Annotated in this window: 12 protein-coding genes and 1 tRNA gene; 11 read left to right on the top strand and 2 right to left on the bottom strand. The window is 44.0% G+C overall.

Annotation, left to right across the window (positions count from 1 at the left end; translation table 11 throughout):
- Positions 1–253: 253 nt before the first annotated feature.
- The 11 genes from DW025_RS00005 (at position 254) to DW025_RS00060 (ending at position 12,006) form a co-directional block, all read left to right on the top strand.
- A tRNA-Trp gene (locus tag DW025_RS00005) sits at positions 254–324 on the top strand.
- Between the two features lie 186 nt (positions 325–510).
- Positions 511–1,416 carry a cysteine synthase A gene (gene cysK / locus DW025_RS00010; RefSeq protein WP_119998031.1) on the top strand — a complete coding sequence of 302 codons (906 nt, stop codon included), beginning with the start codon at positions 511–513 and terminating at the stop codon, positions 1,414–1,416.
- Positions 1,417–1,557: 141 nt separating this feature from the next.
- The gene (locus DW025_RS00015; RefSeq protein WP_119998033.1) at positions 1,558–3,087 is read left to right on the top strand and encodes a glycoside hydrolase family 32 protein; all 1,530 of its coding nucleotides are present in this window, start codon (positions 1,558–1,560) and stop codon (positions 3,085–3,087) included.
- A 261-nt stretch (positions 3,088–3,348) separates the two neighbouring features.
- A complete protein-coding gene (locus DW025_RS00020; RefSeq protein WP_243104843.1) occupies positions 3,349–4,146 on the top strand; it encodes a hypothetical protein in 798 nt (265 codons plus the stop codon).
- A 50-nt stretch (positions 4,147–4,196) separates the two neighbouring features.
- On the top strand, positions 4,197–4,406 hold the full coding sequence (locus DW025_RS00025) for a helix-turn-helix transcriptional regulator (protein ID WP_055147626.1): 210 nt from the start codon (positions 4,197–4,199) through the stop codon (positions 4,404–4,406).
- A 55-nt stretch (positions 4,407–4,461) separates the two neighbouring features.
- Positions 4,462–5,241 (top strand): DUF3169 family protein, encoded by a 780-nt coding sequence (locus DW025_RS00030; protein ID WP_119998035.1) that lies wholly within the window; start codon positions 4,462–4,464, stop codon positions 5,239–5,241.
- Between the two features lie 222 nt (positions 5,242–5,463).
- Positions 5,464–5,922, top strand: a complete 459-nt coding sequence (locus DW025_RS00035) for a ferritin-like domain-containing protein (RefSeq protein WP_119998037.1) — start codon at positions 5,464–5,466, stop codon at positions 5,920–5,922.
- Positions 5,923–6,180: 258 nt separating this feature from the next.
- Positions 6,181–7,332 (top strand): DNA/RNA non-specific endonuclease, encoded by a 1,152-nt coding sequence (locus DW025_RS00040; protein WP_243104845.1) that lies wholly within the window; start codon positions 6,181–6,183, stop codon positions 7,330–7,332.
- A gap of 422 nt (positions 7,333–7,754) precedes the next feature.
- Positions 7,755–8,384 (top strand): TetR/AcrR family transcriptional regulator, encoded by a 630-nt coding sequence (locus tag DW025_RS00050; protein WP_117551030.1) that lies wholly within the window; start codon positions 7,755–7,757, stop codon positions 8,382–8,384.
- Positions 8,385–8,507: 123 nt separating this feature from the next.
- Positions 8,508–10,271: an ABC transporter ATP-binding protein gene (locus DW025_RS00055; RefSeq protein ID WP_119998041.1), complete on the top strand. Its 1,764-nt coding sequence runs from the start codon at positions 8,508–8,510 to the stop codon at positions 10,269–10,271.
- 1 nt (position 10,272) lies between these two features.
- Positions 10,273–12,006 (top strand): ABC transporter ATP-binding protein, encoded by a 1,734-nt coding sequence (locus DW025_RS00060; protein ID WP_119998043.1) that lies wholly within the window; start codon positions 10,273–10,275, stop codon positions 12,004–12,006.
- A gap of 89 nt (positions 12,007–12,095) precedes the next feature.
- On the opposite strand, the gene DW025_RS00065 is transcribed toward DW025_RS00060, so the two are convergent.
- Together DW025_RS00065 and DW025_RS00070 are read right to left on the bottom strand one after the other, a co-directional pair.
- Complete coding sequence (locus DW025_RS00065) at positions 12,096–12,332, bottom strand: hypothetical protein (RefSeq protein WP_015533578.1); 237 nt, start codon at positions 12,330–12,332, stop codon at positions 12,096–12,098.
- A gap of 103 nt (positions 12,333–12,435) precedes the next feature.
- Positions 12,436–13,122 (bottom strand): Crp/Fnr family transcriptional regulator, encoded by a 687-nt coding sequence (locus tag DW025_RS00070; protein ID WP_119998045.1) that lies wholly within the window; start codon positions 13,120–13,122, stop codon positions 12,436–12,438.
- Positions 13,123–13,132 lie beyond the last annotated feature (10 nt).

Genomic DNA, 13,132 nt, shown 5'->3' on the forward strand with positions numbered 1-13,132 from the left:
AAGTACTAATAGGTCGAGGACTTATCCTTAGAGGTTTCTAAGAGATAAGCTTTGGAGATACGCAAGTGTGCATGATATCTGCAAGGTGCAGAATCTAAGGCATACACAGTAAAGAATAAAGTTTACTTTGAAACAGTCGTTGGTTGTTAGATGGGGTTAGGTTACTAGCTTTCTGTGTGAAATTCTGAAGGTACAAAATAAAAGTACCGAGAAAATTTAACGCTGCAACAGGTGTTAAATTTTTTCTGTATATAGGGGATTGGTCAAATGGTATGATAGGGGTCTCCAAAACCTTTGGTGGGAGTTCGATTCTCTCATCCCCTGCTAAAAAGCCTTGAAAACTCAGTGTTTCAAGGCTTTATTTATATTAGTGGGAAGAAAAATGGCAACCTATGAAAAAAGGAGAATGAACCACATTAATATAAAGGCAGTTCAATATATTTTATAGTGACTTTGGTGGAAAAATATGTAAAATATTATAATATAAAGTAAAGAGAAGAAGGGATTAATATGTATTACAATGATGTGCTTGATCTGATAGGGAATACTCCGCTTATGTGTCTGAAAAAGTCGACAGGATACAATATATTTGCCAAGGCGGAATTCCTTAATCCTGGTGGAAGTATTAAAGACAGGATCGCAAAAAACATGCTGGAGGTTGCAGAGAGTGAGGGAAAACTCAAGCCTGGAATGACTATTATAGAGCCTACGAGCGGTAATACCGGAATAGGGCTTGCACTCTGTGGTGTTCAGAAAGGTTATAAAGTGATAATTGTGATGCCAGAGAATATGAGTGAGGAGCGAAAGAAGGTTATCAGGGCATTTGGTGCTGAGCTGGTACTTACGGATCCGGTTCTAAGCATCGGTGGTGCTGTTGATAAGGCAAATGAGATAGCAGAATCTGATCCAGAGAAGTATTTCATGCCGCAGCAGTTTGTCAATCAGGCAAATCCAGATGCGCATTATCGCACAACAGCAGTTGAGATGTGTGAACAGCTTGGTCAGAAGATAGACATATATGTGTCTGGTGTTGGAAGTGGGGGTACTCTCCAAGGTATAGCTAAATATCTGTTGGAGAAAAATCCAGATACGAAGATTGTTGCCGTTGAGCCTAAGGGAGTGTCAGCGCTACATGGAGATGGCCCGGGAATCCATCAGATACAGGGAATAGGCGATGGATTTATACCGGATGTCCTGGATACATCACTGGTAACAGATGTGGTGGAAGTGGCGGATAATGATGCCATTGAGATGGCGAGACGACTTGCCAAAGAACAGGGACTTCTTGTAGGTACGTCATCCGGTGCAAATGTATGGGCGGCTATGAAGATGGCAGAAAAATATGGGAAAGATAAAATTATAGCCACTGTGATGGCGGACAGAGCTGAAAGATATTTCAGTGTAGGTTTATTATAAAATAGGAAATAAATTTATTTAGGGACATTTTCAAGAGATGCTATGTATGGTACAGTGGAAATGTCTCTATTTTATTGATTTAAATGTGTTATTTGAAAGAACGCAAAATATAAACCATGTAAGTATAAAGGAGAAAAAGAGATGGATATAAATGGGAAGATGACGGGAAAAAATGTGGTTAGCGAGGCACTTGCTGCATCGAGGGAATACGAAACTCAGAATGAAATAGATAAGAATGAGCGGCCGTTGTTTCATGTGACTCCGCCTGTCGGTTGGATGAATGATCCGAATGGATTTTCTGTGTATAATGGTAAGGTGCATTTGTTTTACCAGTATCATCCGTACAGTACGGAATGGGGACCTATGCATTGGGGGCATCAGGTCAGTGACGATTTGATAAGATGGGAGCAGCTTCCTGTGGCGATTGCACCTGATACGATATATGATGCCGAGGGCTGTTTCTCAGGTACGGCCATTGAAAAAGATGGAGAGCATGTCCTGATATATACCAGTGTTATGAAAAATCCCGACGGTGATGGGGTATTGCAGAACCAGAGCATAGCGGTTGGTGATGGCGTTACATATAAAAAAATACAGAATAACCCGGTGGTGACTGGAGATATGCTGCCGGAGGGATTGAGCAGAGTGGATTTCAGAGATCCGAAGGCATGGCTTGAGGATGGCAGATACTATATGGCTGCAGGCTGTGTGGATCAGGATAATAAGGGGCTTGTGGTATTACTTTCGAGCGCTGATATGGAAAGCTGGACATTTGAGAGTATCCTTGCACGGAATGAAGGTGATCTGGGCGGCGTATGGGAATGCCCTGATTTCTTCAAATTAGACGATCATCATGTACTTCTCGTATCGCCTACGGGAATGAAAGCAGAGGGATATGAATTCCACAATGGAAATAATTCTATCTATTTTGTTGGAGAATTTGATAAAGGTGAGAAGAAATTTGACGGTGGAGAGCCATTATCACTTGATTATGGAACAGATTTCTACGCGCCTCAGACTACACTTTTGCCGGATGGCAGAAGGATAATGATAGCGTGGATGCAGTCGTGGCATAATCTGTGGATACCCGGTGGACAGAAGTGGCAGGGAATGATGACGATTCCGAGGGAGATATCTCTGAAAAATGGACGCTTGATACAGAAGCCAGTGAGAGAGATAGAGAAGTATCATGCTAATATGGTCAGGTACTCAGATGAAGTAGTGAGTGGACGGCGTAGTCTGGAAGGTATAAGTGGAAGAAGTCTGGATGTGACATTTGTAATCACTGGAAACAAATACAGCAGATTTACCGTGAATCTGGCAAAGGGAAGCGGATATTATACTCGATTTATATATGACAGAGGAAATAATATAATAGAGATGGACAGGACATTTGCCGGATTTGAGAAAGATGTGGTGTGTATCAGAAGGGCCTGCGTGAAATCAGCAGAATGTTACGGGGATGTCAAGGAAAAGGTTGATGAACAGCAGGAGGCTCAAGATAGTATAAAGCTCAGATTTATACTGGACAGGAATTCGATAGAGCTGTTTGTAAATGATGGAGCTATGACAATGAGCACGGCGATATATACACCTATTGAAGCGGATGGAATAGAGCTGTTATGTGAGGGACAGGCAGTCGTGGATGTGGAGAAGTATGATATCATTTAACAAAAGATGATCTTGCTCAATTGTTTAGTTGTTGCACTGCCAGGCATCAGTCTGGCGGTTCTCCAGGTTTCAGGTGCCTCCGTTCCAACATTGAGATGACAAGGAAAGTTGTCAAAAGTTATTGACAACTTTCCTTGTCATTTGTTATACTCCATTGTAAAGAAAATGACAACTATAGTTGTCATTTTGCATATATAATATATATAGCTTGAATTTGGAATGGGATTTTAGTGGTAAGAATTAAAATGGAGTTATGAGGATATGAGGAAAAAGAATGATATGAATAAAGAAAGTGACGTGGATAAAGGTAATAATAAATCTTCCGGTGAAACACTAAAAGCTATGTTTGAAGGCAATAGCATTGGAGAACCAGCGGACAAATTAAAGACGCAGGTCAAGGGGTATTCCGTGACAATGATCACAGAGAGAATGTTAAAGAAGAACAAGCTGGGGGATGTTATTGCTGAGATCTGTGATATGACTGAGCTTGAGCGCGAAATCCGCCAAGGTCTGGAAAATGGACTCCCTGTGTATGGTTTCTTCAGAAACAAGCAGATGTGGAGCTGCTTTATCTTTGATAAAGAAGATATTGCCAGGAGTGAGTTGACGCCTGAACCTGAAAGTGGCAAGGATGTACTCAGTATATACAAGCTTAGAAAGTATTACATTCATCCTGAGGTGGAGGATCTGGCAGATGACATGATGGAGGTTGCCCACAGCAATGTGTATCAGAATGTGATAGATGTATTTGGAGATGGGAAGAGTGATGGATTCTTTTTGAGGGATAAAATATATGTGTGTAAGCGTGATAAATCCACTGGCGCACCGTTTGGAATTCTAATTGGTGTTGCACTTGGTATAGTGTATGGAATGCTGTTTGACAATTTGGCGCTTGGAATTTCCATTGGATTCTGTTTTGGAATAAGCTTTTCCATGATATGGGGGACATCCACACATAAGTATGCAGAGCATGGGCTGGCAGACAGAGCAGAAGCTGAAGATGCAGACAATGTAATAAAAGGATTGGGCTCTGATGGAGAGGACGGCATAAACAGATAATGGACCTGATTATGATGACAATACAGATTAACAAGCTGGAGGTGATATAGATGCCGCTGTACAACAGGCTGAAGGAATATCGGGCGAAGCTGGGAGTAAACCAGCAGGAGATGGGAGCGTTGGTGCAGACCTCGAGGCAGACGATAAGTCAGATAGAGAGGGGCGACTACAGCCCATCGGTGACACTGGCACTGAAGATCGCAAAGGTGTGTGGTGTCAGCGTGGAGGATATATTCCAATACGAGGATGATAAGGAATGATTCCTGACATATGGATAAGGTCGTGTTAATTCATAGAATGAAAAGAGGATATGAGATGAAGGATACTGATAAAAAAGTGAACAAGAAAAGTAATCTGAAGATATATATAATATTTGCGGTCATGATCCTGGCAAGTCTGCTGGGAGGTTTCCTGGCGGGAAGGCTTGCCGCGGTGAACAAGGACACATTGGATGGAATCAACTGGGATCATATATGGTGGATAACAGCTGATACGCTGCCTATAGTATATGGTGTGCTCATGCTGGCGACGTTTGTGGTGTCATTTGTCATGTATGGGAAGATAAAGAGGATGATCAGAGGCTGGGACGGAGAGAACGAGGATGTGATAGTGGATATAGAGAGTCGGATCACGACTGCCTCATATCTCCCGTGTGTCATCGTGTTCGTTGGACTTGTGTTGTTTCCGGTGTGTATATACGCTGTGGACAGGACGTACAGTGATGGGCGTGGCACATTCCTGACAGTGCTGTCTGAGCTCGTATTTCTGATATCTATGGCACTGTATTGTGTGGTTGAAAAGCTTGTTATCGATGAAGAGAAGAAGCTTAATCCGGAGAAAAGCGGAAATATATTCGATATGCATTTTCGCCGTGACTGGGAGAACACATCGGACGAGGCTGAGCTTATTATGATAGCCAAATCCTCCAAGAAGGGATTTATGACTGGAATTAAGGCAGGATTTGTCATGTGGATACTTACGTTTATGAGTATGTTTGCATTTGACACAGGCGTGATGCCAATAGTGGCTGTTGGACTTGTGTTGATTGTAATGTATGTGGCTTATTGCAGAGAGTTTGTGAGACTACAGAAATAAAATAAATATATGTGATATAATGGCGGATGGCTGTGTGACAATTGCAGGGCATTCGCCTTTTATTGTATGACACGGTCCTGAGATTTTTCATTGCCATACATATATATAAATGACCAGAAGGCAGAAAAATATAAAAAAATAGAGATGTAGGAATAGAGCTGTACTATTTTGGACAATAATATCTATGCGATGGGATGAATTTTAATCGAAAGGAGTATTGCTATGATATTAAAGGAAAAAGAGAGAACAGTTATCCAGGATCTTCAGACACAGGAGAAGTCCTGTGTGGAGAAATATGGAAGATATGCGGAGCAGGCGAAGGATCCTGAGCTTAAGAATCTGTTCCAGACTATACAGAAGGAAGAGCAGAAGCACTATGATTCACTTACCCAGGTGCTTGACGGACAGGTTCCACAGTGTGACTGCAATGACAGCGATGGAAAAGATTATGAGCCAAAGCAGACATACAAGATGATGGACGATTCCGAGGATAAGAAGAATGATGAGTTCCTTGCAACAGACTGCATCGGAACGGAGAAGCTTGTGTCAGGCGAGTACAATGGAGATATATTTGCATTTGGCGAGAGCGCGGTGAGAAAGCTTCTGGCGGATATACAGATCGAGGAGCAGAATCATGCGGAGATGCTCTACAAGTATAAGGTCGCAAATGGAATGGTGTAGGGAAAAGCTTACACAAGGGAGCATAAATTGTAAGGAGGATATGTATCACATGTGGTATATATCCTCTTTTTTGTTGCAATGATTCGTTAAAGCAGCTAGTGAAAACTCTTTGTTTTGAATTGAGGTTTTATGCGGGGATGTATTCACAAAACGGATGACAAAATGTAGAATGTTATTATACATTTTGGAAAAAAGATAGCTAAATTTTAATAGGATGTATATAGGCAGGGATAACATTTTCAGAGAGGAGAATGTGACGTGAAAAGAAAATTTTACAGTGTACTGTATGTAGCAATATTTGCATTGCTGATGTCCGGGTGCAGTATGTCAGAAATTGCGGATGGCAGCAGGTCCGCGGTAAAGGGATATGAGAAGGAGACTGTAGAAGATACCTCAGAATCAGAGAATACCACAGCTGCGGAGAAAAAAGATAACGCCGGCAACACGTCACCTGAAAGCAGTGCGGCAGCATCTGAGAATATTGCAGATCAGCAGGCTTCGAGCATGGAGATTGCTGATATTCCCATATATTCGGGAGAGGCATATTATGAGATAAATGGCAATGTGCCTTATTTCAGTGAGGATGAGATGGTGACGGAGGCATTTGAGAATTACAGCGATCTGGACTTTCTTGGAAGATGTGGAGTTGCCTATGCCAATATCTGTAAGGAGATTATGCCAACGGAGGAGCGCGGCGAGATAGGTATGATAAAGCCTTCAGGGTGGCATACAGTTAAATACAATGATCGTATAGACGGCAATTATCTGTATAATCGCTGCCATCTGATCGGATATCAGCTTGCCGGGGAGAATGCAAATGAAAAGAATCTGATAACTGGAACCAGATATCTGAATGTCACTGGCATGCTGCCATTTGAAAATGAGGTAGCTGATTATGTGGAAAGTACTGGAAATCATGTGCTTTATAGGGTTACACCTGTATACGATGGAGGCAATCTGGTTGCGTCCGGAGTGCAGATGGAGGCGGAGTCCGTGGAGGATAAAGGCGCAGGAGTAAGTTTCAATGTGTATGTGTACAATGTACAGCCAGGCGTGATAATCGACTATGCTACAGGGGACAGCGAAGCGGATCCGGATTATGTGGTACTGGGAGAGAATGCCAGCACTAAAGTATCAGAGGAAAAAGGAGATGATGACCAGACAGCAGAAGCTGGAATGATCGGAGAAACTCAGGATACGGAGTCAGATATTGGCAGTGATACATCGGAGATCCAGAAAGAGTCTGCGGATGAGGATACATACATAGTCAACACCAACACCGGTAAGTTTCATAAGCCATCATGCAAGAGTGTGAAACAGATGAAGGAAGCGAATAAATCTGAGAGAACGACCACAAGGGACGAGCTTATATCTGAGGGATATGAACCTTGTAAGAACTGCAATCCGTAGTTGGACTTTGCTTGGGATTCTGATACACTCAGAACAAATTAGGAGAGAGCTTCATCGGATAGTGACCGCAGTTAAGAAAGATGGAGAGGTAGGTCTTGAGTATATGAAGAGTGTGGAGATAGAGAAAAGAATAAGACAAGAGAGCAGAGAAGAAGAGATAAAAACTAATTAGACAATCACTTGATATCGTATTGTATATCAGGTGGTTGTTTTTTATAAGGGTAAAGCGCATATTTTATCAAAAATTTGATATGGCTGAAAAATTATCAAAACAGCACTTGACAACAGGGGGATTATATATAAAATATAACAGTGTAATATAACACTGTTATATTTGCGCGTGCCTGATGTTTGGTATGGCACTTGCATTTGGAATCTGTTTCGGTCAGAAGCGAGGCATATTAAACGGGAGAGGAGTCTTTATGACAGAAAAAGCAGAAAATACAAGACAAAACATACTGAATACGGCACTGAAGCATTTCCTTGAGTACGGATTTGCAGGGACATCGCTCAGAAGCATTGTGAAAGATGCCGGACTTACAACAGGTGCATTCTATAAATATTATCCTACAAAGGAGGCTCTTTTTGATGCGCTGATAGATCCGTATGTGGAGGAGCTATATGGGATATATGACAGCGTTCTTGAGGAGTTTCAGAGCCTGCCACCGGAGAAGCAGACTGAGAACATGGCAAGCGCATCTGGGAACGGAATGGATCAGATGGTGAATTACGTGTATGACCATTATGATAATTTCAAACTTTTACTGCGGTGCAGTGACAATGAGAAGTATGGAGATATGATACATAATCTGGTAGGCCGTGAGATGAGATCTTCAAAGCAGTATGTGGATGAGATGCACAGAGCCGGTATAAATGTGCCGGACATAAGCGACAGCCTTTGTCATATGATATATAGTGGTTTTTTTTCGGCGATATTCCAGATCATAGAACACGACATGGATCGCGAGACTGCGATAGAGAATGTGGGCAAGCTCAAGAAATTCTACACTGGAGGTTGGGAGAGACTATGGAAGGTGCAGTTTCCGGAGTAGTCAGTAGTTATGCGGCAAGGTAAAATACCGAACCGCATAATTTTAAACTATGAGGTTAGACGAAACTAATGCGAATAAGCGAAAACGAACAAGTTTTTGCTCAAGATATAAGGAGGAGAAAAAGTGGAAGAAAAAAAGAAATCAGCGGTGAGCTGGATCCTCACATGGGCGGGGCAGAAGAAGTCATCCTATGTGTGGAGCGTCATTTTGGCGGTTATCAATGTAGTATTCAAGATAGTTCCGTATTTCATCATTGCGGACGTGGTCAGGATGTTCCTTGACGGGGATAAGGATCTCAGGGAATATATGTTGAAGGCTCTTATCATAGCGGGCTCGTTTATACTTGCTGAGCTTTGCCATAGCGTATCAACGGCATGTTCCCACAAGGCAACATTCAACGTGCTTGCAAATATCAGAAAGTCATGCTGCGACAAGCTTGCAAGGGTGCCGCTTGGATACGTGAAGGATACGCCATCGGGTTCGTTCAAGAACATTATGGTGGAGAGAATAGACAGCATAGAGACGACTCTGGCACATGTTGTGCCTGAGTTTACATCCAACCTGCTGGCGCCTATCATTGTCATCGTGTATTTTTTCATGGTTGACTGGAGACTTGCGTTGTTCTCATTTATCCCGATAGTCGTTGGATTTGTAACGTACATGGGCATGATGATCGATTTCCAGGAGAACTACAGCAGGACAGTTGAGAAGACCAAGGCGCTGAACGACGCAGCAGTGGAGTACATAGATGGAATTGAGGTCATCAAGGCATTTGGCAAGACAGAGAGCTCATATGCCAAGTTCACAAAGGCGGCAAAGGAGAACGCAGACTCGTATATCAACTGGATGAAGAAGTGCTCATTCTTCCAAGCAGCCATGTTCGTCATCACACCGTACACACTTGCAACGGTCCTTCCGATAGGTGCGCACTATGTGTCAAATGGTTCGCTCACCACAGCGGATTTCGTTGTGTGTATCATCCTCTCACTTGGAATAGTCGGTCCGCTGCTCACAATCGGTTCATACACCGATGATCTGGGCAAGCTGTCGACAGTCATCGGAGAGGTTACAGGAATCCTGGAGCAGCCTGAACTCGTAAGACCTGAGCACACAAAGGCACAGCCGAAGGACAATGGAATAAAGGTTACAGATATCACATTTGGCTATCACGACAAGGAGATACTCCACGGCGTGAGCATGGATATAAAGGCGGGAACGGTAAATGCGATAGTCGGTCCGTCGGGAAGCGGAAAGTCTACAATAGCCAAGCTGATAGCTTCACTGTGGGATGTGAACAGCGGATGCATAGAGATCGGAGGCGTGGACATAAAGGATATCGCGCTGACGGATTTCAACGACAGGCTTGCGTATGTGTCACAGGATAATTACCTGTTCAACGAGACAGTCAGGGACAACATAAGACAGGGAAGACCGGATGCAACGGACGCCGAGGCCTTCGAGGTAGCCAGAAAGAGTGGTTGCTACGACTTCATCATGAACCTTGAGAACGGATTTGACACCGTGGTCGGCGGTGCAGGTGGACATTTGTCGGGCGGTGAGAGACAGAGGATATCCATCGCCAGGGCGATGCTGAAGGACGCGCCGATAGTTATACTGGACGAGGCAACAGCCTACACCGATCCGGAGAATGAGGCCATACTTCAGAGCTCTATCGCCAAGCTTGTGGCGGGTAAGACGCTGATAGTCATAGCCCACAGACTTTCCACCATCAAGGATGCGGATCAGATATTTGTGGTAAATGCAGGAAATGTGGAGGCTCATGGAACACATGAGGAGCTTCTTAGCAAATGCACACTTTACAGGGATATGTGGCAGGCGCACATCTCGGTCAAGGATACGGCAGGCGATGAAAAGGAGGGCGAGTAATATGTTTGGAGTATTAAAAAAGTTCTTCCTGTTCTCAGGTAAGGAAAACAGCCGCAAGTTCAAGCGTTCAATAGCGATAAGCCTGATAGACGCACTGGCATCGGCACTGAAGATCCCGGCTATAATGTGTGTCCTCATGGGCGTTATAGGAGGAAAAGACCTTGGAAAATATATACTTGGTTCAATAGCCATCATGGCGGTATCGATCGTAGTTGGAATACTGTGCAAGATGTCGTCGACCGTGCTGCAGACAGAGGGTGGCTACACCACAGCGGCATTCAAGCGTATAGAGATGGCGGAGCACCTCAGATATGTGCCGATGGGATATTTCAATTCCAACAGTATAGGCGAGATCGCATCCGTCACGACAAATACCATGGAGAATCTGGGAGATGTGGCTACGAGAGTTGTCATGCTCACGACCCAGGGACTCCTCGAGACATCCATGATCATACTCATGATCATGCTCTGCGACTGGAGGATCGCGCTGGTATCATTTGCAGGAGTTGCCATATTCCTTGTGATAAATACTGTGATGCAGAATGCCGGAAAGCAGGCATCTTCAGCCAAGGTTGACTGTGACACTGAACTCATAAATCAGATCATGGAGTACATACAGGGCATATCAGAGGTCAAGTCCTACAACCTCATCGGCAAGCAGACGAAGAGACTCAATGCGGCAAATGAAGCCTGCGTCAGGGCAAATGTAAAGATGGAGCTTGTCTATGTCCCATATCATTTTCTCCAAAGCATTGTGACAAAGCTTACAGGGGTAGCGATAATAGGACTTTCGGCTTACTTTTATATAAATGGCAGCATGAGCGTTCTGTATGCTGTGGGTATGTCGATCGCGGCATTCATGCTCTACGGGGGCCTTGAGACCATGGGAACATTTTCATCACTGATACATGTAGTCAGTGTGTGCGTAGACAAGGCAAATGTAGTGCTCGGACTTGACACAATGGATATAGATGGAAAGGAACTCAATCCTGAAAATCACGATATAGAGGTTAAGAATATAGAGTTCTCTTACGACAAGAGAAAGATAATAGACGGAATCTCACTCACCATACCGGAGAAGACAACGACGGCGATCGTCGGACCATCTGGCGGTGGAAAGACAACCCTGTGCAATCTGATCGCCAGATTCTGGGATGTGGATTCGGGTGAGATAACCTTGGGCGGAACAAATGTTAAGGATTACAGCATGAACAGTCTCATGAACAACTTCTCATTTGTATTCCAGAATGTATATCTCTTTGCTGATACCATAGAGAACAACATCAAGTTCGGAAGGCCGGAGGCAACCCATGAAGAGGTTGTGGAGGCTGCAAAGAAGGCGTGCTGCCATGACTTCATCAGCAAGCTTCCTGACGGTTACAACACTGTGATCGGTGAGGGCGGTGCAACCCTCTCAGGCGGTGAGAAGCAGAGAATATCCATAGCCCGCGCCATCATGAAGGATTCACCTATCATCATCCTTGACGAGGCGACTGCAAATGTCGATCCTGAGAACGAGAAGGAGCTTACTCTTGCAGTGGATGCCCTGACAAAGGAGAAGACGATCATCATGATCGCCCATAGACTCAAGACCGTAAGACATGCGGATCAGATAGTAGTGGTGGATCAGGGAAGAATAGCCCAGAAGGGAACCCACGAAGAACTCATGAAGCAGGACGGAATCTACAGGAGATTTGTGGATTCGAGAGAACTGGCAGTTAGCTGGAAGATATAAGTGAAATGTATCCTGTGAAACACAGAAGACAGGTGTCAGATAATCGACACCTGTCTTTTGCTTTGGGATATTAGTTATCAGTTCGCAGCCTACTCAAAATCGTCCTCATCATAATCGCAGTCGCAGTTACAGCCGCCATCGCTGCAGTTGCCGTTGTATGAGCCAAATGTCTGGCTCTTTCTAGGAGAGCAGAGCATTCCGAGCACAAGCCCTGTGAGGAATGTGCAGATAGCGAAAAGCACGGCCTCTCTTGTTGAGTAGTCTTTATCCTTTACGACAACAGTGAATTTGTTCCATCCGTCTTTGATAGTTTTCATTGGTTTCATTGAAATCCCTCCTGATCATATTATATTGATAAATCCTGAATCAGGGAAAATCCCCCATCTGTAATGAATTTCCCTGAACAGTTAATTACATGATACATCAACATCACACATCAGTCCACCCCTGGGCAGGAGACTTAAGAACAAAATGAGATTTGTGGAAGTCAATCAGCCCATCAGTCTTCATCCTGCCAAGTTCAGTAGACAGTCCACTGCGGTCCACGGACAAAAAGTCAGCGAGCTGCTGTCTGGAAAATGGTATATCAAATTCGTTGCTGCCATGTCTGTGCATCTCCGATGACAGGTAGGAGAGCAACTTATCCCTGGTTGTTTTCTGGCTCATGTGCTTTGATTTTTCGCCGAGCCTCAGGTTCTTGCCGGCGAGATCGCACAGGAGATTTCTTATCATCTGATTATGTCTGCCACATGTTACCGGGCAGGTGGTGAGCATTTTTTGAACATTCAGAAACAATACAGAACTTGCAGCTTCAGCATATACGCTGACGTCGAGTACGGAGCCAGGGGTACAGGCATATGATTCCGCAAACGTGTGTCCGGGCAGGATGGCAGACATGACGCTTTGACCACCCCAGTAATCCTCCTGGATGACTATCGCTTTGCCTGTAAGCAGCAATCCTATATATTCTGTTGTGTTGCCAGCCATGAGAATACACTCATTTTTTTGGTATTTTTTGATGATTGCACCCAGACAGTCCAGTACGGAGTCAACGTCATCAGCGGTGATACTGGAAAAAAGACTGGATTTCAATAATGTGTCCATGTATTTGTTCATATTACCTCTT

Origin of the sequence: Coprococcus sp. AF38-1 (assembly GCF_003603945.1) — a bacterium.
Lineage (GTDB): Bacteria > Bacillota > Clostridia > Lachnospirales > Lachnospiraceae > Coprococcus > Coprococcus aceti.